The sequence below is a fragment of the Delftia sp. 60 genome, assembly GCF_002754395.1.
Taxonomy (GTDB): Bacteria; Pseudomonadota; Gammaproteobacteria; order Burkholderiales; family Burkholderiaceae_C; genus Comamonas; species Comamonas acidovorans.
This window is the reverse complement of the sequence record NZ_PEFD01000001.1, coordinates 752,501-775,308: the sequence shown is the minus strand read 5'-3', so window position 1 is coordinate 775,308 and position 22,808 is coordinate 752,501. Positions and strand designations below refer to the sequence as shown.

The window sequence follows — 22,808 nt, the reverse complement described above, 5'->3', positions numbered from 1 at the left end:
CCGCTCAGGCTGGCGAGAGCGAAACACGCCAGCCGTCGCCCGTTGCGTCCGTGGTAAGGCGCACGGGCACAAAGCGCACAGGCACAAAGCGCTCGATCACCTCGAAATTGCTGCGCGCATGCGGCGTCAGTTCCGTGCAGGTGTAGCTGGCGCCGCGCCCGCTGCGCCAGACGGCCAGCGCCAGCGGCAGGGCCCATTGGTCGGCCAGGTACGGGCCCAGCGCGGCCCGGCTGCCCTGGTGGCGGCGCACCTCGCGCGCCAGGTCATGCGCCACCTTTTCGGCGCTGACGCCCTTCATGCCGAACTGCGTGAACACTTCGCTCAGGTGCTCATAGGCCAGCGTGGCCAGCAGCGCGTTGCCCGGCCCCTCGTTCTGGCGCACGGCAGCCACCTGCAGCTGCTCGCCAGACCAGCCCAGGGCCTGGCCCAGATGGTCCAGTTCGCGCTGGGCCACCGCGCGTGGCAGCGCGGGCGCAAAGCATTCGGCATGGCTGGCCACGGGGGCGCCGCGTTCGGTCATATCGAAAGGCACAAGCCCGTTGGTTGCCGGTGTGATCGTCACGTCCATCTCGCCGCCACCGGCCGGATAAAAGCCCAGCCGGCGCAGCCGCAGTTCGCAGCGCGCGCCCAGCCTGTGCAGCAGCGGCGCATAGCTGCGCTCCAGGAAATGGAAGGGTGGCGCGGCCGGGTTGTGGGTGCCGCCGCCCAGGGTCAGGCGGCTTTCGCCATCGGCCAGCATCAGCGCGGGCCACAGCGTCTGCAGCAGCAGGGTGCAACTGCCCGCCGAGGCGATCACGAAGCGGTACTCGCCCGCACGCACCGGCCCCGGCGCAAATTGCAGCGCCTGCGAATTCATCTCGGCGCCCTGCATCTGCGCGCCGCAGATTTCGGCGGCGGCATTGACGCAGGCCAGGTGCTGGCGCATCAGGCCCGGCTTGGCGCGCCCGGCACGGATGCGCTGCATGGCAAAGGGCTGACCCGTGCACATGGACAGCGCCAGCGCGCTGCGCAGCATCTGGCCTCCGCCCTCCCCGGCGGAGCCGTCGATCTCGATCACTTTCATTTTTCTCTTTCATTCATTGCCGCCAATTGCCGCCAAAGCGCGCCACGGCATCCCGCAGATAGCGGTCCAGCGGCGCCGCATCGGCCTGCTCCCCCGGATCGGGCGCATGGGCCATGGCATGGGCCAGCTCGCGCTCCAGGAAATCATGGACCCGCACCCGGCGCGGCCCCTTGGCGGCCTCGCCCAGGCGCATCTTGAGCTCCAGCAGCTCGTTGAGCTCGGCCAGCAGGCCTGCATCCTCCAGCGTGCCCGCCGCCAGCTGCGCAAAGCGCATGGGCGGTGCACCGCGCCCATCGCGTATCCAGCGCGCGGCCAGCAAGGGGCGCAGCACGTAGAAGTACTTCTTGTAGCGCACCACATCACCCTGCAGGTGGGCGCGCAGGTTCTTGCGCGCCATGGCCACGTAGTGGTGGTAGCCGCGCACCGGCGAAAAGCCCTGCTCGGCCAGCAGATGCAGGCGCTCGGCCCAGGGCTGCTCCTGCCGGTAGACCACGGGCGAGCGCAGCCATTCGAGCAGCGTGGGGTTGGAGGCGCGCAGCAGCCCCAGCGCCTTGCGCAGCTCCCAGCCGCTGACATCGAGCTCGCCGCTGAGCGGCTGCTCTATGACATCGCGGCCCGGCGCCACGGTCAGATACCAGGGCAGGCGGTGGACGTAGATGAAGCGCACGTCGTAGTCGCTGTCGGGCGAGGCAAAGCCCCAGCCGCGGCTGCCCGACTCGCAGGCAAACAGCACCGTGACCTCGTGCCTGCGCTCCACCTCGGCCAGGTTGGCCAGCACCGTGGCGCGCATGGCATCGGAGACCGGATGCGCGCTCAATACCTTCTCTTCCCTCATGCTCTCATCCTGCTTTCTGTTCTGGAGGATGAGAGCCCGGGGCCCTCATCCACTCACCCTTTCACGCACACCACTTGCTTCAGGGTGTGCACCACCTCGACCAGATCCTGCTGCGCGGCCATGACCGCATCGATGTCCTTGTAGGCCATGGGAATCTCGTCCACCACATTGGCATCCTTGCGGCATTCCACGCCCTCGGTGGCCTTGATGTGGTCCTCCACGCTGAACATCTTCTTCGCCTTGGTACGGCTCATCACGCGGCCCGCACCGTGGCTGCAGCTCTCGAAGCTCTCCGGGTTGCCCAGGCCGCGCACGATATAGCTGCGCGCGCCCATGCTGCCCGGGATGATGCCCAGCTCGCCGCGCCGCGCGCTCACCGCGCCCTTGCGGGTGATGAACACGTCTTGCCCGAAATGGCGCTCCTGCTGCACATAGTTGTGGTGGCAGTTCACCGCCTCCACATGCGACTCGAAGGGCTTGGCGATCACCTTGCGCACCGTGGCAATGAGGTTGGCCATCATCACCTCGCGGTTGCGCATGGCGAACTTCTGCGCCCAGGACACGCCGCGCACATAGTCGCCAAAGTAGCGGGCCCCTTCCTCGAAGTAGGCCAGGTCCTTGTCGGGCAGGTTGCGCTGATGGAGTTCTGCGTCCTTCTTGGCCAGCTCGATGAAATGGGTGCCGATGGCATTGCCCACGCCGCGCGAGCCCGAGTGCAGCATGAACCACACGAAGCCCGCCTCGTCCAGGCAGATCTCGATGAAGTGGTTGCCGCTGCCCAGCGTTCCCAGGTGCTTGCGGTTGTTGGTGTTGGCCAGGCGCGGATGCAGCTCGCACAGCAGGTCGAACTCATCGGCCAGCGTGGCCCAGACCTGGTCCACCGACACAGGCGGGTTCTCCCAGCTGCCGGGATCGCGGCCCCGGTGGCGCGGCACCGAGCCATGCGGCACGGCCTGCTCTATGGCCGAGCGCAGCGGGCCCAGGTTGTCGGGCAGGTCCTCGGCGCGCAGCGTGGTCTTGGCCGCCATCATTCCGCAGCCAATGTCCACGCCCACGGCCGCCGGGATGATGGCCTTGATGGTCGGGATCACCGAGCCCACGGTGGCGCCTATGCCCAGGTGCACATCGGGCATGGCCGCGACATGCTTGAACACCACGGGCAGGCGCGCGGCGTTCTCCAGCTGCCTGCGCGCCTCGTCCTCCACGGGCACGCCCTTGGTCCACATCTTGATGGGGACGCCGTTTTCCACGTTGTGTTGCAGGTAGTTCATTGCGTTGTCCTTCAGTCTTCTTGTCTGTTCGTCTTGTTTAGGTCTTGCTGCCGCGCGGCTCATCCACGCATCAGGCGAGACAGGTCCCGCTTGCGGATGGCGCTGCCCAGGCTTTGATAGTCCCGCAGCGGGAATTCATGCTCCAGCCAGCGCTTTCTGTATTCATCTACACCCATGCCGCAATAAATACCGTCCAGCACGCGGTACACGCTGCGCACCACGTCCTCGCGGGCCACCTGCCCACGGGCCAGCACTTCATAGTCATCCATGGCGGTGATGCCCCAGCTGGCCCAGTCCGCGTACTGCCGCAGCTCGTATGAAAGGGTGTCGCGGTCACCCTCCATGCTCAGGTGCACTTCGCCGGGCTCGTCCATGAACACGGCGGCAGCGCGGTGCGCGCCCTTGGCCAAGGCCAGCGCCATGGCGGCCAGATCACCCAGCGAATCATGCAGGTAGGACACGGCACACACCAGTTCCTCCTCGGGCGTGCTGAACTTCAACGTCGCCCAGCCCGCCTTGCCCACCTCATAGCTCCATAGTTCTTCGAATGCGGCCATGGCCGTACCTCTCTTTTGTTTCTTCGTTGTCCGTTGTGTCCCGACCAGCCTGCCGGTCAACGCATCTTCACCAGCCCGTTGAGCACCTGATCCAGCCCGCCGAACACGGAGATCTTGTCGATGCGCTCGGCCACACGCTCCAGCGTCTCCAGCTCCTTCATGCGCAGGGCCACGGGGTTGTCCTCCATGACCTTGGCGGTGTTGAGCAGCGAGCGCGTGGCCGCCGTTTCCTCGCGGCGGCGGATCACGTTGGCCTGGGCCTGCTTTTCGGCCTGCACCACCTGGGTCAGGATGGCCTTCATCTCGCCGGGCAGCACGATGTCCTTCACGCCCACGCTCTCCACCACCATGCCGAAGGGCTGCAGCTTGGCCGCCATGTGCGCGGTCACCACGTCATCGATCACCGTCTTGTTCTCCAGCAGCTCATCGAGCGTGCGGGTGCCCACGGCGGCGCGCAGGGCGAACTGCAGTTCGCGGTACAGGTGCTCGGCGGGCTTTTGCAGCTGGGCAAAGGCGCGCAGAACGTCGGTGTGGCGATAGGCGGCGCTCAGGTTCAGGCGCAGGCTCACCTTGTCGCGGGTCATGATGTCCTGGCCCGAGACCTCGACGGCCTGCAGGCGCAGGTCCACCAGCTCCACGGCAATGCTGCGGCCGAACTTCCAGAACGCATGGCTGCCGGCCTGCAGCAGGCGGTCCACCTTTCCGTCGATGGTCAGCAGCGCGCACTGGCCTGCGGGCACCTGCACCTGCAGCACGCCGTTGAGGCCGGACACGCTGCGCTGGCGCAGCTGCGTCTGGGTCAGGCGCGCCGCCAGGGCGGCGGGCAGCTCGGCGCCGGCCTGCAGGTCGACCACCTGCACGCTCACATCCACCAGTCCCTTCCAGTACAGGCGGCGCGTGCCGGGCGGCAGGATCTCGACCAGCACGCCGTTTTCGCTGCGCAGGCCCGCCTCGGTCTCGGACAGTTCCACGCGCAGGAATTCGGCGGCCACCACGGCGGGCTCCTGGGCCATCAGGTAGTCGGCCAGGCCGTGCGTGAAGGCGGGCTGCTCCAGGGCAAAGGTTTCCACGCGCAGCTGGTCGGTGCCGGCAAACAGCCAGTGCCGGCCGCTGTGCAGCACGCGCTCGAAATCGCCATTGCGCAGCAGCAGGGCGCGTTCGTTCTTCTTGATGGTGATGCGTTGGATCTTCAGCATTTCTTCTTCTCCTCGTTCGGCGTCTTCGCCGCAATCAATAGGGGTGCCGTTACAGCAGCGGCGGGGTTCCAGGGGGCACGGCCCGGGCCTTGCAGTGCGCCGTGGCGGCAACCCTGGAAACAGGTTGCAGCGTGGCTGGCTGCGGGCGCGGACCGTGCCGGGACCTGGCACAGCCGCCGCCGCTGACGGGTGGCGGCCTTGGGCTGCATCGCAACCCGGTGGCCACCTCCCGCGTTCGGCGGGTGGTCTTTCGACCGTTTCAATAGCCCGGCCTTGCGGCCGGAAGAGTGGACAGGAATCGAACCTGCGACAGTCCTCTTGCGAGGGTGCTCTACCAGACTGAGCTACCAGTGGCTGGCAAGCCTGGAGTCGAACCAGGCGTCCCTTGCGGGACGGTTTCCACAACCTTGCCGTTACCCAGCGCCTGCGGCGTGCGGCATGCGGGAAATCGACAAGCCCCTGGGGGCCCGGACTTCCGGCACCGGCGGGGCGGGCCTTTGCCCCAACCCCGGCCTGTGAGCGGTCACCGCCTGCACTGGATGCCTTGGTTATTGCGAGATGCGTGCCAGCCTGGCCTCAGGCGCCAAACAATTCTTCAACCCATTGATTTATTTGAATAAATATCAAATCACACTTTTCTTGACTTCTTCTTTAATCCAAAGAAACTAGAATTTCAGCTATTCAACTAGATAGAAAAATGGAAAAGAAAAAGGTCGTCATCGGCTTTCTGGGTACGCAGCTGGACTCCGGCAGGGGCGCGGGGCGCTGGGAAAAATGGCGGCCGACCCTCTCCCTCATGCAGCATGAGGATCTGGTGGTGGAGCGGCTGGAGCTGCTATACACGCCGCCCCATCTGGCCCTGGCGCAGCTGCTGCAGGGCGACATCGCCACGGCATCGCCCGAGACCCAGGTGAACCTCGTGCCCATGGACATTGCCGATCCCTGGGATTTCGGCGAGGTCTATGCGCGGCTGTTCGACTGGACGCAGGCCTATCGCTTCGACCCCGAGCGCGAGGAGTACTGGACGCACATCACCACGGGCACGCACGTGGCACAGATCTGCCTGTTCCTGCTGGTGGAGTCGCGCCGCATTCCCGGCGTGCTGGCCCAGACCTCGCCACCCCGGCGCCAGCGCATGGGCGACCCGGGCAGCTATGCGCTGATCGACCTGGACCTGTCGCGCTACGACGTGATCGCCCAGCGCTTCGGCGCCGAGCAGAGCGAGGCCGTGCAATTTCTCAAGAGCGGCATCGCCACGCGCAATGCCGGGTTCAACGCGCTGATCGACGAGATCGAGCGCGTGGCCGTGCGCTCGCGCGCGCCCATCCTGCTCACGGGTCCCACGGGTGCGGGCAAGTCGCATCTGGCGCGGCGCATGTACGAGTTGAAGAAGGCCAGGCACCAGGTGCAGGGCGATTTCGTGGAGGTCAATTGCGCCACGCTGCGCGGTGATGGTGCGGCCTCGGTGCTGTTCGGCCACAAGAAGGGCGCGTTCACGGGCGCTGCGGCCGACCGCGCCGGCCTGCTGCGCAGCGCGCACCAGGGCGTGCTGTTCCTGGACGAAATCGGCGAGCTGGGCCTGGACGAACAAGCCATGCTGCTCAAGGCGGTGGAGGAAAAGCGCTTCTATCCCATGGGCAGCGACCGCGAGGTCAGCAGCGACTTCCAGCTGGTCGCCGGCACGCACCGCGACCTGCGCATCGACGTGGCGCAGGGGCGCTTTCGCGAGGATCTGTTCGCGCGCATCAACCTGTGGTCCTACGCGCTGCCGGGCCTGGCCGGGCGCCCCGAGGACATAGAACCCAACATGGACCACCTGCTCGCGCGCTCGGCCGACGAGACCGGCCAGATGGTGCGCTTCAACGTGGAAGCCCGCGAGCGCTATCTGCGCTTTGCGCGCTCGCCCGAGGCGCTGTGGAGCGGCAACTTCCGCGACCTGTCGGCCAGCATGACGCGCCTGGCCACGCTGGCCGACGGGGGGCGCATCTCCACGGCCCTGGTCGATGCCGAGATACAGCGCCTGAAGTGGCTGTGGCAACGAGGCGATGCCGTGCAACCGGCCGGCGCCAGCCTGCAAAGCCTGCTGTCTGCCGAAGTGCTGGAGCCGCTGGATCTGTTCGACCGCATGCAGCTCGAAGCGGTGCTGCGCGTGTGCCGGGAGTCGCCTTCGCTGTCCGATGCGGGGCGCCGCCTGTTCGACCAGTCACGCACCCAGCGCAGCGTGGTCAACGATGCCGACCGCCTGCGCAAGTACCTGCTGAAATTCGGCTTGAAGTGGGATGCCGTGGCCGGCCGAACGCCATAGACACCACGATGGCGAGTTTGCGCGCCTGGGCTACAGCGCCTTGCGCAGCGTGGTCGGCGGGATCTTGAGCAGCTCGCGGTACTTGGCCACCGTGCGCCGCGCGCATTCGATGCCCTGCTCCTTGAGCATGTCGGCGAGCTGGTTGTCCGACAGCGGCTTCTTGGGGTCTTCGGCCGCGACGAACTGCTTGATCAGCGCGCGCACGGCCGTGCTGGAGGCATTGCCACCGGCCTCGGTGCCCAGGCCCGAGCCGAAGAAGTACTTGAGCTCGTAGGTGCCCTGCGGCGTGGCCATGTACTTGGCCGTGGTCACGCGGCTGATGGTGGATTCATGCAGGCCCAGCGCATCGGCAATGTCGCGCAGCACCAGCGGGCGCATGGCCAGCTCGCCATGCACGAAGAAATTCTTCTGGCGCTCCACGATGGCCTGCGACACGCGCAGGATGGTGTCGAAGCGCTGCTGGATGTTCTTGATGAACCAGCGCGCCTCCTGCAGCCGCTGCTGCAGCGCTGCATGGCCTTCGCTGCCCCTGTGGCTGCGCAGCGCGCTGGCATAGATGTCGTGCACGCGCAGCTTGGGCATGACGTCGGGGTTGAGCTGCACGCTGAAGTCCATGCGGCCCGCGCCGCTGCGCACGGGGCGCACGATGACGTCGGGCACGACGATCTGGCGCTGAACGTCGGCAAAGCGCCGGCCCGGGCGTGGCTCCAGCCGGGTGATCAGCACCAGCGCCTCGCGCAGCCGCTCCTCGCGCGCACCGCACAGGCTGGCGAGCTTGCGCAGGTCGCGCCGCGCCAGCAGGTCCATGGGCTGGGCGCAGATGTCCAGCGCGGTGCGCAGCACGGCCTGGCGGTCTTCGTCCTCGGCACTGCCGTTGCCTTCGCGCTCGGCATCGGCCAGCTGGTCGCGCAGTTGCAGCGTCAGGCATTCGGCCAGGTCGCGCGCGCCCACGCCCACGGGCTCCAGGCTTTGCAGCAGGCGTAGCGCCACGGTGAAGCGGTGCACCAGTTCCTCGCACTCCTCCAGATCGTCGCCCGCCAGGCCCTGTGCCAGCTCGTCTAGCGGGTCTTCCAGGTAGCCGTCGTCGTTGAGGTTCTCGATCAGAAAGCGCAGTGCGGCGCGGTCCACCTCGCCCAGGCGCAGGCTCAGGGCCTGGCGGTGCAGGTGGTCGGTCAGGCTTTCGGCGCTGCGAGCCAGTTCAGTGGCATCGGCCTCGTCTTCCTCGCCCTGCCCGCGCGTGCGGCTGGAGGGCGCATCGCTGCCCCAGTCGCGGTCATCGTTGCCCGAGTTGGTCTGGCCGTCGCCTTCCCAGCTCAGGGACTCGGCCGTACCGGAAGTCTCTACGGCATCGCCGGAGGGTGCGTCCGACGAGGGCTCCCACTCCACCGTCGCCGAAGGCTGGTCTGCGCGGCTTTCCTGGAAGGACTCCGTGGCCTCGGCGCCGGGCGCGGCAGGCTCGCGGGTGCCAGCGGCCGCATCGTGATCGCCCTCCTCGTTCGCCAGCTCCAGGAAGGGGTTGTCGCCCAGCATCTGCTCCACTTCCTGCGCCAGCTCCAGCGTGGACAGCTGCAGCAGCTGTATCGACTGCTGCAGCTGGGGAGTGAGCGAAAGATGCTGGGAGACGCGCAGCGACAGACCGGGCTTCAAGCGGCAGCTCCTTCGCGCAGACAGTCTCGCAGACGGGCCAGGCAGGGCATGGCGCTACATCCGGAAGTGTTCGCCGAGGTAGACACGCCGCACTTCGGCGTTGTCCACGATCTCCTCGGGTGTGCCCTGGGCGAGCACGTGGCCGTCGCTGATGATGAAGGCATGGTCGCAGATGCCCAGCGTCTCGCGCACGTTGTGGTCGGTGATCAGCACGCCGATGCCGCGCGCCTTGAGAAAGCCGATGATGCGCTGGATCTCGATCACGGCGATGGGGTCGATGCCGGCAAAGGGCTCGTCCAGCAGGATGAAGCGCGGCTGCGTGGCCAGGGCGCGCGCGATCTCGACGCGGCGGCGTTCGCCGCCCGACAGCGCGAGCGCAGGCGATGCGCGCAGATGGTCCACGCGCAATTCCTGCAGCAGCGCCGTCAGGCGCTCCTCGATGACGCTGCGCGCCAGCGGCCGGCCCTGCTCGTCCCTTTGCAGCTCCAGCACGGCGCGCACGTTGTCCTCGACGCTGAGCTTGCGGAAGATCGATGCCTCTTGCGGCAGGTAGGACAGGCCCAGGCGCGAGCGCTGGTGGATGGGCATGTTGCCCACGGCCTGGCCGTCGATGAAGATGTCGCCGCCGTCGCTGCGCACCAGGCCCACGATCATGTAGAACGAAGTGGTCTTGCCCGCGCCGTTGGGTCCCAGCAGGCCCACGACCTCGCCCTTTTTCACGGACAGCGACACGTCCTTGACCACCTTGCGGCTGCCGTAGGACTTGGCCAGATGGCGTGCCTGCAGGCTGCTGCCCTGGTCGGCGCGTGCAGTGGCAGCCGGGGCTGCGGCTTGCCCGCTCATCGCTTGGTACCGCCGAGGCTGTCCAGGCTGTTGCTGGGCTGCAGGGACGTGCCCGGCGTGCCCGCTGCGGGGGCGCGCGGCTGCGAGCCCGGCGTGCCTTCCTTGGGCGCCAGCACGGCGCGCACGCGCCCGCCCTGGCCGGCCGTGGAGCTGGGCTGGCCACCGCTGGTCTTTTGCCCGTCAACGGTGAACACGTCGGTGAGGTTGTTGTAGACGATGATGGAGCCGGTGATCTCGTCGCTGAGCTGGCCGCCGCGATAGCGGCGCAGTTCGCCGCGGCGAATGAACTTCACGAGGTCGGCCTTGCCGTCGTATTCGATGACCTCGCCCTCGCCTTCCACGAACTCCTCGGGCTGGCCCGGCACGGTATCGCGCTTTTGGCGGAAGAAGGCACGCTTGCCCGCCTCGGCCGTCACCACGCCGTACTGAAAGCCTTCAGGGTCTTGCCGCACATCGAGCTGGGCGCCGCGCAGCACGATGGTGCCCTTGGTCATCACCACGTTGCCGGTGAAGACGCTGGTCTGCTTGAGTTCGTCATGGCGCAGCGCATCAGCCTCGATGTTCATGGGCTTGGTGCTGTCGGCCTTTTCGGCCTGGGCCATACCGGCGAAAGCCGCCAGGGCGGCGGCGAGCAGGAGGGAGGAAAGTCGTTGTTTCATGGAGGGCACGCTTCTTGCATCCATTGTAGGGGGTGTCGCGCGCAACCGTTCCTGGCGTCTTTCAACGCGCACGGAAAGCGCTGACACAAAGGCACAAAAAGAGGTTTCCAAAAGCGACAGGCCCGCGCAATGGCGGGCCTGTCGCGGCTTGGCTGGGCCGAGGCCCGGGCCTCAGCCCTTGCGGCTGGTGGCGATCAGCTGATCGACCACGCGCAGCACATTGGTCATGTTGCCGGCCTTGGTGCCGTCGGTGTAGTAACGGCCCGCCACACCCATGGCCGGCACGCCTTCCACGTCATAGTCCTGCTGCAGCTGGGTGGCCTTGCGAACCTGGTTGGAGACGCTGAAGGAGTTGTAGACCTCCTTGAACTTGGCCACGTCCACGCCCTGCTTGCCGACCCAGGCGAAGATCTCGTCGTCCTTGGCCAGGCGGTTGCGTTCCACATGGATGGCGTGGAAGGCGCGCGCATGCATGGTGTCCAGCAGGTTCATGCCTTCGAAGGCGTAGTAGAGCTTTTGCTGGGGCACGAAGCTGGCGTTGAAGGCCACGGGCACGCGGTGCACGACCACGTCGGCCGGTGCCTGGTTCTTCCAGGCGGCAAAGGTGGGCTCGAACGCATTGCAGTGCGGGCAGCTGTACCAGAAGAACTCGACCACCTCGACCTTGCCGGCGCCGGCGCTGGTGGGTGCGGGCTTGGCCAGCTTGATGTAGTCCTTGCCCTCCTTGGGCGCTGCGGCCTGGGCCTGGGCGGCGGAAGTGCCCAGCGTCAGTGCGCTGGCAGCGGCTGCCGAGGCAGCCAGGGAAAAGTCGCGGCGATTCATCAAAACAAACTCCTCGTTCAATGCTGCAGGTTAGGAGGCAGGGGCCCGCCAAAAGTTCAGCGCTCTTGTCGCAACGCGCTTTCAGCGTGCGGCGCGCACCAGCGTGGACTCGACCCCGGCGCCATCGAGCTTTTGCTTGAGCTGCTCGGCATCGTCGCGCTTGGTGAACGGACCCACACGCACGCGGAAGATGGTGATGCCGTTTTGCTCGCGCTCGCTCACGCGCGCCTCCCACCCCAGCATGGCCAGCTTGGCGCGCTGCGCATCGGCATCGCCCTGGCTGCGGAAGGCGCCGGCCTGCACGAAGTAGTTGAAGGCGGCGTCGGCCTTTTCTGCCTTTTCCGCCTTCTCGGCGGCGGCGGAGCGCGACTTGACCAGGTCACCCAGCGGATCGGCCGAGCTCTTGCCATCGGCCTTGGTTTCGGGCTTGGCGGGCGGCTTGGCCGGGTCCACGGGCGCGGGTGGCGGAGTCACGCCTCCTGCCACGGCGGGCGGGGTGGGGGCGGTTGGTGCGGTGCTGCCGGGGAGGCTGGGCGTGACGGCGGCCGGTGGTGGCGGCGCCGGGTTCTTGCCCTGCAGCGGCGCATTGGGGTCCCAGTTCTTGTTGCGCTGGGCCTCGGCCGCGTCCTGGTCGGCCGTCTTGCCGCCCTTGGAGAGAAAGGGCACGGGCACCTTGGTCACATAGACGGCGACGGCCAGGGCTGCTGCCAGCCCGACGATCATGCCGATGATGAGACCGATGACGGTGCCCCCACGTTGCTGTGTCTTCATAGATCGCTTGTCGCTCGAAGTTACATGCGTTGCGGGGCCGAGACGCCCAGCACTGCCAGGCCATTGTGCAATACCTGGCGCGTGGCCGAGATCAGCGCCAGGCGGGCGAGCTTGACCTTTTCGTCGTCCACCAGGATGCGTTCCGCGTCGTAGTAGCTGTGGTACAGCGAGGCCAGTTCGCGCAGGTAGAACGTCACGTCGTGCGGCGCATTGCCTTCTGCGGCCGAGGTCAGCATGGCCGGGTACTTGGCCAGCTGCAGCATCAGCGCCTGGGCCTGCGGGCCTTCCAGCGCCGACAGGTCCACGTCCTTGAGCGTGGCCGCGTCACCCCCCCAGGCGGCCAGCACCGAGCAGATGCGCGCATGGGCGTACTGCACGTAGTACACGGGGTTGTCGTTGTTCTGGGCCACGGCCAGGTCCACGTCGAAGGTGTACTCGGTGTCGGGCTTGCGGGACAGCAGGAAGAAACGCACCGCGTCCTTGCTGGTCCATTCGATCAGGTCGCGCAGCGTGACGTAGGAGCCGGCGCGCTTGCTGATCTTGACTTCCTCGCCGCCGCGCACCACGCGCACCATGGTGTGCAGCACATAGTCGGGATAGCCGGCAGGGATGCCCACGTCGGCGGCCTGCAGGCCGGCGCGCACGCGCGCGATGGTGCCGTGGTGGTCCGTGCCCTGGATGTTGACGACCTTGGAGTAGCCGCGCTTGAATTTTTGGATGTGGTAGGCGACATCGGGCACGAAGTACGTGTAGTTGCCGTCCTGCTTGCGCATCACGCGGTCCTTGTCGTCACCGTAGTCGGTGGACTTGAGCCAGAGCGCGCCGTCGAGTTCGTAGGTATGTCCGCCCGCGATCAGGCGCTGCACCGCGTCCTCGACATAGCCGTTGGTGTAGAGGCTGGATTCGAGGTAGTACTCGTCAAAGTGCAGGTTGAAGGCCTGCAGGTCCTTGTCCTGCTCGTTGCGCAGATAGGCGACGGCGAACTGGCGGATGTTGTCGTAGTCCTCGACATCGCCGTTGGCCGTGAATTCGCGGTCATCGGCCTTGACGGTCTTGCGGGCCAGGAAGTCGTCGGCGATGTCCTGGATGTAGGAGCCGTTGTAGAAGGCCTTGCTTGCCGGATTCTCGGGATCGATGGGCCAGCATTCGTCACCGGGCTTGAAGCCCTTGGCACGCAGCTGCGTGCTCTTGGTCAGCGTGTCGATCTGCACGCCCGCATCGTTGTAGTAGAACTCGCGGTGCACGCCCCAGCCCTGGGTGGCATAGAGGTTGCAGATGGCATCGCCCAGCGCGGCCTGGCGGCCATGGCCCACGTGCAGCGGGCCGGTGGGGTTGGCGGAGACGAACTCGACCAGCATCTTTGCGCCACGGTCGGCCAGCCAGCCGAACTTCTCGGCCTGCTCCAGCACTTCGCGGATGATTTGCTGCTTGGCGGCGGGCTTGAGGCGGATGTTCAGAAAGCCGGGGCCGGCGATCTCGATGGCATCGACCCAACGCTGGAAGGACGGCGTGGCCTCCAGCGCAGCCTTGAGCTGCTCGCCCAGCGCACGCGGGTTGAGCTTGAGCGGCTTGGCCAGCTGCATGGCGGCCGTGCAGGCGAAATCGCCATGCGCAGCCACCTTGGGGGATTCAAAAGCGGCACGGGCACCGGCGCCGGGCGACAAAGTTTCAAGCTCGCCGGCCAGAGCCGCGAGCAGTTCCTGTTTGACGGAGAGCATCGGCGGATTCTACGTGGCAGGCCCACCCCATGCCGCCGGACAGGAAAACGGAGCCTACATGCCCCGCGCCCAGAACACCGCGACGACGGCGATCACGGGCACCACATGGGCCTGCCACATCACCCAGCGGCGCGTACTGGCGACCTCGGCCGGCTGGGGCAGGCCCTGGCCGGCATCCAGCGCGCGGCGCCAGCGCCGGAAGGCCAGCGTGGGCTTGATCGACAGCAGCGCGCCGACGACAAACAAAGTCATCTTCAGATGAAACAGTGGCTGCGAGACGTACCAGGACATGCCCTTGACGCCCCACACCAGACGGGCGATGCCGGTGAGCACCAGGAAGACCACGGCAAGGCCATAGATCATGTCCAGCCGCGCCAGGCGCTGCACCACGGCGGCGCTCATCCACTCGCTGCGGCACAGCGCCGCCTGGCTGGACAGGAACACCACGAAGGTGAGGATGGCCAGCAGGTGGAGGCTGGCCAGGATGGCTTCTATCGTCATGGGGAATCCGTATAGAAATTGGGCCTCTTGGGCCAAGTGTCCATTACGCCAGAAACGGGGACTGCCATCGTGATGTCCGAGGCAATCGGTAGACCACTGCGGTCCGGTCAGCGCCCCAGTTCCGCGCGCACCCAGTCGTCCAGCAGCGTCTTTTCGTAGCGCAGGGGATCGTTGGGATACAGGTCCGGGCGCATCATGAAGCTGGCGTCGCGCAGCTGGCGGCTGCCTTCTCGCAGCAACTTTCCATCGGCTCCCAGCAGCTTGAAGCGCAGGTCGATGCGCGGTGGGTAGATGTCGCGCACGATGCGCACATCGGCAGCCTGGGGCCCGCGCCAGGGCTCGAAGCCGCCTGCGCGCTGCACATCGGTGAGGTGAACTTCAAGCCGCTGGCCCTGGGGCAGCCTGGGCGCGGCACGCTCGGCCAGAAACTGGGCCAGCGCATCGACCCAGGCGCGGCGCGCCTTCTCGGTCTCCTGGGGTCCGTTGCGCCCGGCGTCGAACCGCGAAGGATCGTCAAAGGTCACGCTCACGATGCCGGCAGGCACCGCGCCCTGCCGCATCCCGTCCGGCCGGCCCTGCCCCGGCCCCTGGACGGCGCAGCCTGCCACCATGCCCAGGCAGGCGGCTCCCAGCGCCATGCGCATCCAGCGCCGCCGTCCTGGGGCCGCGCCCTGCGTTGCGGATACCGCTTTCGTCGCTATCGACACTGCCATGCTCATTCCTCCTTGCTGGGCGGCCCGCTCAGGCCGCGTGGGTACGCCGCCAGAAATCCGGCTGCTCGTAGTGGTGCTTGAGATAGTCGATCCACAGCCGCACACGCAGCGGCATGTGCTTGCGCTGGGGAAAGACGACAAAAATGCCATTGGGCGGCGCCGCGAATGTTTCGAGCACGGCCACCAGGCGGCCCGAGGTGATCTCGGCCTCGACCTCCCAGGTGCTGCGCCAGGCAATGCCCCAGCCGCCCAGGCACCAGTCGTGCAGTACCTGGCCGTCGGAGCAGTCCAGCGGGCCGCCCGGCTTGAAGTGCACGACCTCGCTGGTGCCGCTGTCGGGATGGGGGATGCGGAAGGCCCAGCCACGCGTCTGCGAGGCGTCGCTGGACAGCGTCAGGCAGTCGTGCTGGGTCAACTCGCTGGGGTGGCGCGGCGTGCCTCGGCGCTCCAGATAGGCCGGCGTGGCCACGCACTGGCGCCGGTTGTCGGCAATGCGCACGCTGACCAGGGCCGAGTCGGGCAGATCGCCCACGCGCACCGCGCAGTCAAAGCCTTCGCCGGCCAGATCGACCACGCGGTCGCTGAGGTTCAGGGAAATCGTCACATCCGGGTGCAGGTCCCGAAAGAGCGGCACCAGGGGCGCCACGTGCCGCCTGCCAAAGCCCGCCGGCGCCGTGATGCGCAGGTGGCCCGTGGCCTTGACCCCGCCCGCGCTGACACTGGCCTCGGCGTTGGACACATCGGACAGCAGGCGCTGGCAATCCTCAAGAAAGGCGCTGCCCTCATGCGTGAGGGAGATGCGCCGCGTGGTGCGCACCATGAGCTTGACGCCCAGGTGCTCTTCCAGGGCATCGAGGCGCCGCCCCATGATGGCCGGCGCCACGCCTTCCGCCTTGGCCGCCGCCGTGAGGCTGCCGCGCGTTGCCACCGATACGAATGACTCGAATGCCTTGAGCTTGTCCATGACCGCTGTCCGTTTCTTTTCCGTGTTCTTGTGGGGCATGCGACCGCACACCCGTCTCCTGTGACTCGCCTTTTTGCATAGTGGGCACTGGCTGTCCTCCATGTGCACCATGCATAGGGCTGCGCGCCAAAGCCGGCCGGTTCTGGCGCGCGCATAACCTTCCCACATTTTTGCGTAAAAGTCACGAGTTTTAAGATTTATGGTCTATTTATGTACGCAAATAAATCTAATAAAGTATTCCTTATAGTCAGGCCCGAAAAGGGTCTGCCAAGCCTTTCCATCCATCCAACCCGGGGTTCCCACCATGACCGATCGCACCCAAGCCCACAGCCTGCAGGTCGCTACAGAGCTGCACCGTTTCATCAATGAACAAGTGCTCCCGGGCACCGGTGTCGCTCCCGAGGCGTTCTGGAAAGGCTTCGACGCGATCGTCAACGATCTGGCTCCTCGCAATGCCGCCCTGCTGGCCGAGCGTGACCGCCTGCAGACCGAGCTGGACACCTGGCACAAGGCCCATCCCGGCCCCATCACCGACATGGCCGGCTACCAGCAATTCCTGACGCAGATCGGCTATCTGGTCGAGCAGCCCAAGGATGCCAAGGCCACCACCACCAATGTGGATGCGGAACTGGCCATCCAGGCCGGCCCCCAGCTGGTCGTGCCCATTCTCAACGCCCGCTATGCGCTGAACGCCGCCAACGCGCGCTGGGGTTCGCTGTATGACGCGCTGTACGGCACGGACGCCATCGGCGAAGACGGTGGCGCGGAAAAGGGCAAGGGCTACAACCCCGTGCGCGGCGCCAAGGTGATCGCCTTCGCACGTGATTTCCTGGACCAGGCAGCCCCGCTGGCATCGGGCTCGCACAAGGATGCCGCCGGCTATCGCGTGGAAGCTGGCCAGCTGGTCGTCGCGCTCAAGAGCGGCGGCACCACGGGCCTGAAGAACACCGCCCAGTTCGTCGGCTACCAGGGTGATGCCGCAGCGCCCTCTTCCGTGCTGCTGCTCAACAACGGCCTGCACATCGACATCCGCATCGACAAGACCACGGCCATCGGCCAGACCGATGCCGCCGGCGTGGCCGACGTGGTGGTCGAAGCCGCCCTGTCCACCATCCTGGACCTGGAAGACTCCGTGGCCGCCGTGGATGCCGAGGACAAGGTGGTCGGCTATGCCAACTGGCTGGGCATCCTCAAGGGCACGCTGACCGAAACCTTCGACAAGGGCGGCAAGAGCATGACGCGCGGCCTGAACGCCGACCGCGAGTACACGGGCGCCGATGGCAAGCCCGTCAAGCTGCATGGCCGTTCGCTGATGTTCGTGCGCAATGTCGGCCACCTGATGACCAACCCGGCCATCCTCTGGGGCAACGGCAAGGAAATTCCCGAGGGCATCCTGGACGCCATGGTCACCACGGCCATCGCCGTCCACGACATCAAGGGTCTGGGCGCCAACGGCATCCGCAACTCGCGCACGGGCAGCGTCTACATCGTCAAGCCCAAGATGCACGGCCCCGCGGAAGCCGCCTTCGCCAGCGAGCTGTTCGGCCGCGTGGAAAAGGTCCTGGGCCTGCCCGAGAACACCGTCAAGCTGGGCATCATGGACGAGGAGCGCCGCACCAGCGTCAACCTCAAGGCCTGCATTGCCGCCGCCGCATCGCGCGTGGCCTTCATCAACACCGGCTTCCTGGACCGCACGGGCGACGAAATGCACACCGCCATGTATGCCGGCCCCATGGTCCGCAAGGCCGACATGAAGGGCAGCGCCTGGCTGGCCGCCTATGAGCGCAGCAACGTGCTCGTGGGCCTGGGCCTGGGCCTGCGCGGCAAGGCGCAGATCGGCAAGGGCATGTGGGCCATGCCCGACCTGATGAAGGCCATGCTGGAGCAAAAGATCGGCCACCCCAAGGCAGGCGCCAATACTGCCTGGGTGCCCTCGCCCACGGCCGCCACGCTGCACGCCCTGCACTACCACCAGGTCAACGTGGCCGAAGTGCAAAAGCAGCTGGAGCAGACCAATGCCGACGCCGAGCGCGCCACCATCCTGGCCGACCTGCTGCAGGTGCCCGTGGTCAAGGAAGACAAGTGGAGCGCGGCTGAAAAGCAGCAGGAGCTGGACAACAACGTCCAGGGCATCCTCGGCTATGTGGTGCGCTGGGTGGACCAGGGCGTGGGCTGCTCCAAGGTGCCCGACATCCACAACGTGGGCCTGATGGAAGACCGTGCCACGCTGCGCATCTCCAGCCAGCACATCGCCAACTGGCTGCAGCACGGCATCGTGACCGAGGCCCAGGTGCGCGAGACCTTCGAGCGCATGGCCGCCGTGGTCGACCAGCAGAACGCGGGCGATGCGCTGTACAAGCCCATGGCCGGCCACTTCGACACCTCGATGGCCTACCAGGCCGCCTGTGACCTGGTCTTCAAGGGCAAGGAGCAACCCAGTGGCTACACCGAGCCCCTGCTGCATGCCTGGCGCCTGAAGGTCAAGGCAGCCGCCTGACATCTGGCGGCGCCCAAGGCTGCAAAAGCACCCAGGCTTGCCTGAGGTGCTTTTTTCATGGATCTACACTCAGAACCACGATGAGTGCCCCTCCCTCCGATGCCAGCCTGTGTCCGCTGTGCGGCCGCAGCAATCAATGCGCCATTCTTGCGGGCGTTGATCCGCTGAGTTGCTGGTGCATGGACACGCCAGTGGCACCCGATGCACTGGCCCGCATTCCGGAGCCCCTGCGCAACAAGGCCTGCCTGTGCCCCGCCTGCGCGCTTGGCACCGACAAGCCTCGACCGCCCGCGTCGGCCGATATGATGTCGCCGACCCAACCCCCTAGAACTTGATCCCTGAGGAGATTGACATGCCCACGTACCACGTCGAAATGATGGAAGGCCGCACCGTTGAACAAAAGCGCAAGCTGGTCGAAGAGATCACGCGCGTCTCCGTTGAAGTCCTCGGTGGCTCGCCCGAATCGGTGGACATCCTGATCACCGACATCAAGCGCGAAAACTGGGCCACGGGCGGCAAGCTCTGGTCCGAACGCAGCTGAGGACTTTTCGCTCAGTGCATGCAAAAGGCAGCTTTGGCTGCCTTTTTTCATGAAACCTGGTCTTTAATCCCGTATTTCCATGAGTGCCTGCAGTGCACTCCCAGCCACCGTCCAGGGCACAGGCATGGAGGCATCTGGCTTCCAGTGCCTGGCAACGCCGTCCATGGACACCTGGGTCAGGGCCACCTGGGTAGCACCGGCAGCATGGGCCTGAACAGCCGCATCGGCCATGCACGCCACATAGCCGGCGACATCACCACTGCGAAAAAGAGCCCACGCCCCTTCAACACATTGCAGCTGCATGCGTTGATCTGCGTTGCCTTGCTGCAGTTCTCCCATGAACAGATTGCGCGTGGCTTCGTACGTCGTGGGAGCGGCGCACAGCAGTGCAATACGCGATTCGGGGTCACTTTGCAAGGCAGCGGCCACCTTGCGGGCCAGCATGCCATCGGCACGCCAGACCTTGCCACTGCGGCAATCCGCCACGGCCGGGCCCAGGGTCGAGCAGGTCAGCAGCACGGCATCGATATCGGCATGGTCTGCCAGCGCATCAAGCTGCCCTGCCGTTTTCTGCCGAAGCGACGCATTCATGCCACCTGCAGCCTCCGCCTCCAACAGCAGTTCCTCATGCACCTGATGAACGATTGAGGGGGCCGGCCAGCCCAGTTCGGCAGCCGCCTGCTCGAAGATCACGGCGTTGCTGTGCGCCGTATGCAGACAGAGGATGGGCATGGGTGTGTTCCGTTTTTTTGCCGTTGCCCCGCATTGTGCTTGCAGCTGCCGCGCCAGGCGTTAGGCTATGGCTTGAACTACGCAAACAACGATACCGCCATGTGCCAGCTGCTTGGAATGAACTGCAACACGCCCACCGACGTGCGCTTCAGCTTTTCGGGGTTCACCCAGCGAGCGGGCAATACCGGCGACCATACGGACGGCTGGGGCATCGCCTTCTTCGAGGACAAGGGCCTGCGCCACTTCGTCGGCTACGAGCGCGCCATCGACTCGCCCATCGCCAAGCTGATACGCGAGTACCCGATCAAGAGCCGCAACGTCATCGCCCACATCCGCAAGGCCACGCAGGGCGCGGTAAGCCTGCAGAACTGCCACCCCTTCGTGCGTGAACTGTGGGGCCGCAACTGGGTCTTTGCCCACAACGGGGATCTCAAGGGCTTCGCTCCCAAACTGCATGCCCACTTCCATCCGGTAGGCAACACCGACAGCGAGCAGGCCTTCTGCTGGATTCTTCAGGAGCTCTGGAAGTCCCATGCCGGCCTGCCCAGCGTCCAGGAACTCACGCACACGCTGCGCGAACTGGCCAAGCGCATCTCGCCGCACGGCACCTTCAACTTCCTGCTGTCCAACGGCGAAGCGCTGTGGGCCCATGCCACCACACACCTGTGCTACATCGAGCGTCGCCACCCCTTTGCCCAGGCCCATCTGTCGGATGAGGACCTGACCGTGGACTTCGCCCGAGAGACCACACCACAGGACCGTGTGGCCATCATCGTCACAGCGCCGTTGACCAAGAATGAAACCTGGACATCGATCCAGTCGGGCGAACTCAAGGTCTTTGTACAGGGTGAATGCCTGCCGCTCTGAAGCATTGCGCATTCAGGATGAAAAAAGAGAGCGCGTCAGCGCTCTCTTTTTTGGGATGTCCGTTTTGGATGTTCGTTTTGGATGTTCAGCCTGTTTCCCCGTTTCCTGCAGCCCAATGCAAAAAACCCCGTAGCTTTGGGCTACGGGGTTTCTTGGGCTGTAAGAGCCTGACGATGACCTACTTTCACACGGGAACCCGCACTATCATCGGCGCAAAGTCGTTTCACTGTCCTGTTCGGGATGGGAAGGAGTGGTACCAACTTGCTATGGTCATCAGGCATAACTTGTTGTCATGCTGCTCACGGAGCAACACAACGAATTCATAGAGTCTGTAATCAGCTTTGTATTTTGACTGCGCCTTACTTGGCATAACCACCTTGACGATCACGTCATCAAAGTTATAGGGTCAAGCCTCACGAGCAATTAGTATCAGTTAGCTTAACGCATTACTGCGCTTCCACACCTGACCTATCAACGTCCTGGTCTTGAACGACTCTTTAGGGGGCTCAAGGCCCCGGCAGATCTCATCTTGAAACGAGTTTCCCGCTTAGATGCTTTCAGCGGTTATCTCTTCCACACTTAGCTACTCGGCAATGCCACTGGCGTGACAACCGATACACCAGAGGTGTGTCCACTCCGGTCCTCTCGTACTAGGAGCAGGCTTCCTCAAATCTGCAGCGCCCACGGAAGATAGGGACCAAACTGTCTCACGACGTTTTAAACCCAGCTCACGTACCTCTTTAAATGGCGAACAGCCATACCCTTGGGACCGACTACAGCCCCAGGATGAGATGAGCCGACATCGAGGTGCCAAACACCGCCGTCGATATGAACTCTTGGGCGGTATCAGCCTGTTATCCCCAGAGTACCTTTTATCCGTTGAGCGATGGCCCTTCCATACAGAACCACCGGATCACTATGTCCTGCTTTCGCATCTGCTCGACTTGTCAGTCTCGCAGTTAAGCACGCTTATGCCATTGCACTATCGTCACGATGTCCGACCGTAACTAGCGTACCTTCGAACTCCTCCGTTACGCTTTGGGAGGAGACCGCCCCAGTCAAACTGCCTACCATGCACTGTCCCCGATCCCGATAAGGGACCTGGGTTAGAACCTCAAACGCACCAGGGTGGTATTTCAACGTCGGCTCCATGAGAACTAGCGTCCTCACTTCAAAGCCTCCCACCTATCCTACACAGATCCGTTCAAAATCCAATACAAAGCTACAGTAAAGGTTCATGGGGTCTTTCCGTCTTTCCGCGGGGAGATTGCATCATCACAAACATTTCAACTTCGCTGAGTCTCTGGAGGAGACAGTGTGGCCATCGTTACGCCATTCGTGCAGGTCGGAACTTACCCGACAAGGAATTTCGCTACCTTAGGACCGTTATAGTTACGGCCGCCGTTTACTGGGACTTCAATCAAGAGCTTGCACCCCATCATTTAATCTTCCAGCACCGGGCAGGCGTCACACCCTATACGTCCACTTTCGTGTTTGCAGAGTGCTGTGTTTTTATTAAACAGTCGCAGCCACCGATTTTTTGCAACCGCTTTGGGCTCCCTTTGTTCAAGTTCACCTACTTGCGGCATACCTTCTCCCGAAGTTACGGTATCAATTTGCCGAGTTCCTTCTCCAGAGTTCTCTCAAGCGCCTTAGAATACTCATCTCGCGCACCAGTGTCGGTTTGCGGTACGGTCGTGTGTAGCTGAAGCTTAGTGGCTTTTCCTGGAAGCAGGGTATCACTCACTTCGTCTGCAAGCAGACTCGTTATCACCCCTCATCTAAGCCCGGCGGATTTGCCTACCAGGCACGACTACAGGCTTGAACCAACATATCCAACAGTTGGCTGAGCTAACCTTCTCCGTCCCCACATCGCACTACACATCGGTACAGGAATATTGACCTGTTTCCCATCAGCTACGCATCTCTGCCTCGCCTTAGGGGCCGACTCACCCTACGCCGATGAACGTTGCGTAGGAAACCTTGCGCTTACGGCGAGGGGGCTTTTCACCCCCTTTAACGCTACTCATGTCAGCATTCGCACTTCTGATACCTCCAGCACCCGTTACCAGGCACCTTCACAGGCTTACAGAACGCTCTCCTACCACTTGCAATAAATTGCAAATCCGCAGCTTCGGTAACTGGCTTAGCCCCGTTACATCTTCCGCGCAGGACGACTCGATCAGTGAGCTATTACGCTTTCTTTAAATGATGGCTGCTTCTAAGCCAACATCCTGACTGTTTTAGCCTTCCCACTTCGTTTCCCACTTAGCCAATTTTAGGGACCTTAGCTGGCGGTCTGGGTT

General features: G+C 64.7%; 20 protein-coding genes and 2 rRNA genes (1 of these 22 cut by a window edge). 5 read left to right on the top strand and 17 right to left on the bottom strand.

Annotation, left to right across the window (positions count from 1 at the left end):
- Positions 1-4: 4 nt before the first annotated feature.
- From rtcA to CLV01_RS03515, 5 genes are read right to left on the bottom strand one after another with little or no spacing between them, the layout of a single operon-like run.
- The gene (gene rtcA / locus CLV01_RS03535) at positions 5-1,063 is read right to left on the bottom strand and encodes an RNA 3'-terminal phosphate cyclase (protein ID WP_099734990.1); all 1,059 of its coding nucleotides are present in this window, start codon (positions 1,061-1,063) and stop codon (positions 5-7) included.
- A 13-nt stretch (positions 1,064-1,076) separates the two neighbouring features.
- Positions 1,077-1,898, bottom strand: coding sequence for a nucleotidyltransferase domain-containing protein (locus CLV01_RS03530; protein WP_099734991.1), 822 nt, complete (start codon positions 1,896-1,898; stop codon positions 1,077-1,079).
- 53 nt (positions 1,899-1,951) lie between these two features.
- Positions 1,952-3,169 (bottom strand): RtcB family protein, encoded by a 1,218-nt coding sequence (locus CLV01_RS03525; protein WP_180288353.1) that lies wholly within the window; start codon positions 3,167-3,169, stop codon positions 1,952-1,954.
- 59 nt (positions 3,170-3,228) lie between these two features.
- On the bottom strand, positions 3,229-3,726 hold the full coding sequence (locus CLV01_RS03520; protein ID WP_099734992.1) for a hypothetical protein: 498 nt from the start codon (positions 3,724-3,726) through the stop codon (positions 3,229-3,231).
- Positions 3,727-3,782: 56 nt separating this feature from the next.
- The gene (locus CLV01_RS03515; RefSeq protein WP_099734993.1) at positions 3,783-4,922 is read right to left on the bottom strand and encodes a slipin family protein; all 1,140 of its coding nucleotides are present in this window, start codon (positions 4,920-4,922) and stop codon (positions 3,783-3,785) included.
- Between the two features lie 697 nt (positions 4,923-5,619).
- Here CLV01_RS03515 and rtcR point away from each other — a divergent pair.
- A complete protein-coding gene (gene rtcR, locus CLV01_RS03505; RefSeq protein ID WP_065347446.1) occupies positions 5,620-7,227 on the top strand; it encodes an RNA repair transcriptional activator RtcR in 1,608 nt (535 codons plus the stop codon).
- A 30-nt stretch (positions 7,228-7,257) separates the two neighbouring features.
- Here rtcR and CLV01_RS03500 read toward each other — a convergent pair whose 3' ends face one another.
- The 9 genes from CLV01_RS03500 to CLV01_RS03460 form a co-directional block, all read right to left on the bottom strand.
- Positions 7,258-8,874, bottom strand: a complete 1,617-nt coding sequence (locus CLV01_RS03500; protein WP_063327622.1) for an RNA polymerase factor sigma-54 — start codon at positions 8,872-8,874, stop codon at positions 7,258-7,260.
- A 54-nt stretch (positions 8,875-8,928) separates the two neighbouring features.
- A complete protein-coding gene (gene lptB / locus CLV01_RS03495; protein WP_012202605.1) occupies positions 8,929-9,717 on the bottom strand; it encodes an LPS export ABC transporter ATP-binding protein in 789 nt (262 codons plus the stop codon).
- Positions 9,714-10,376 carry a lipopolysaccharide transport periplasmic protein LptA gene (gene lptA / locus CLV01_RS03490; protein WP_013804753.1) on the bottom strand — a complete coding sequence of 221 codons (663 nt, stop codon included), beginning with the start codon at positions 10,374-10,376 and terminating at the stop codon, positions 9,714-9,716. The genes lptB and lptA overlap by 4 nt, the downstream gene beginning before the upstream one ends.
- Before the next feature lie 171 nt (positions 10,377-10,547).
- Positions 10,548-11,198 (bottom strand): thiol:disulfide interchange protein DsbA/DsbL, encoded by a 651-nt coding sequence (locus tag CLV01_RS03485; protein ID WP_013804754.1) that lies wholly within the window; start codon positions 11,196-11,198, stop codon positions 10,548-10,550.
- Positions 11,199-11,279: 81 nt separating this feature from the next.
- Positions 11,280-11,969 (bottom strand): SPOR domain-containing protein, encoded by a 690-nt coding sequence (locus CLV01_RS03480; protein ID WP_012202602.1) that lies wholly within the window; start codon positions 11,967-11,969, stop codon positions 11,280-11,282.
- A 20-nt stretch (positions 11,970-11,989) separates the two neighbouring features.
- Entirely contained in the window at positions 11,990-13,687 is a 1,698-nt protein-coding gene (gene argS, locus CLV01_RS03475; RefSeq protein ID WP_099734994.1) for an arginine--tRNA ligase, read from the bottom strand.
- A 54-nt stretch (positions 13,688-13,741) separates the two neighbouring features.
- Positions 13,742-14,188: a DUF2214 family protein gene (locus tag CLV01_RS03470; RefSeq protein WP_034389505.1), complete on the bottom strand. Its 447-nt coding sequence runs from the start codon at positions 14,186-14,188 to the stop codon at positions 13,742-13,744.
- 107 nt (positions 14,189-14,295) lie between these two features.
- A complete protein-coding gene (locus CLV01_RS03465) occupies positions 14,296-14,901 on the bottom strand; it encodes a DUF3016 domain-containing protein (RefSeq protein WP_099735232.1) in 606 nt (201 codons plus the stop codon).
- A gap of 28 nt (positions 14,902-14,929) precedes the next feature.
- Positions 14,930-15,865: a LysR family transcriptional regulator gene (locus CLV01_RS03460; RefSeq protein ID WP_013804758.1), complete on the bottom strand. Its 936-nt coding sequence runs from the start codon at positions 15,863-15,865 to the stop codon at positions 14,930-14,932.
- Positions 15,866-16,169: 304 nt separating this feature from the next.
- On the opposite strand from CLV01_RS03460, the gene CLV01_RS03455 reads away from it, so the two are divergent.
- From CLV01_RS03455 to CLV01_RS03445, 3 genes are all read left to right on the top strand, one after another.
- Positions 16,170-18,362: a malate synthase G gene (locus CLV01_RS03455; protein WP_012202597.1), complete on the top strand. Its 2,193-nt coding sequence runs from the start codon at positions 16,170-16,172 to the stop codon at positions 18,360-18,362.
- An 80-nt stretch (positions 18,363-18,442) separates the two neighbouring features.
- Entirely contained in the window at positions 18,443-18,697 is a 255-nt protein-coding gene (locus tag CLV01_RS03450; protein WP_071954002.1) for a cysteine-rich CWC family protein, read from the top strand.
- A 17-nt stretch (positions 18,698-18,714) separates the two neighbouring features.
- Complete coding sequence (locus CLV01_RS03445; RefSeq protein WP_012202595.1) at positions 18,715-18,903, top strand: 4-oxalocrotonate tautomerase; 189 nt, start codon at positions 18,715-18,717, stop codon at positions 18,901-18,903.
- Between the two features lie 63 nt (positions 18,904-18,966).
- Here CLV01_RS03445 and CLV01_RS03440 read toward each other — a convergent pair whose 3' ends face one another.
- Positions 18,967-19,596: a hypothetical protein gene (locus tag CLV01_RS03440; protein ID WP_257221182.1), complete on the bottom strand. Its 630-nt coding sequence runs from the start codon at positions 19,594-19,596 to the stop codon at positions 18,967-18,969.
- Positions 19,597-19,734: 138 nt separating this feature from the next.
- Here CLV01_RS03440 and CLV01_RS03435 point away from each other — a divergent pair, with 138 nt between their 5' ends.
- On the top strand, positions 19,735-20,502 hold the full coding sequence (locus CLV01_RS03435; protein WP_099735233.1) for a class II glutamine amidotransferase: 768 nt from the start codon (positions 19,735-19,737) through the stop codon (positions 20,500-20,502).
- Between the two features lie 165 nt (positions 20,503-20,667).
- Here the strand turns inward: CLV01_RS03435 and rrf are convergent.
- A 5S ribosomal RNA gene (rrf, locus tag CLV01_RS03430) occupies positions 20,668-20,780 on the bottom strand.
- A gap of 124 nt (positions 20,781-20,904) precedes the next feature.
- Positions 20,905-22,808 (bottom strand): 23S ribosomal RNA (locus tag CLV01_RS03425) (it continues 972 nt past the right edge of the window).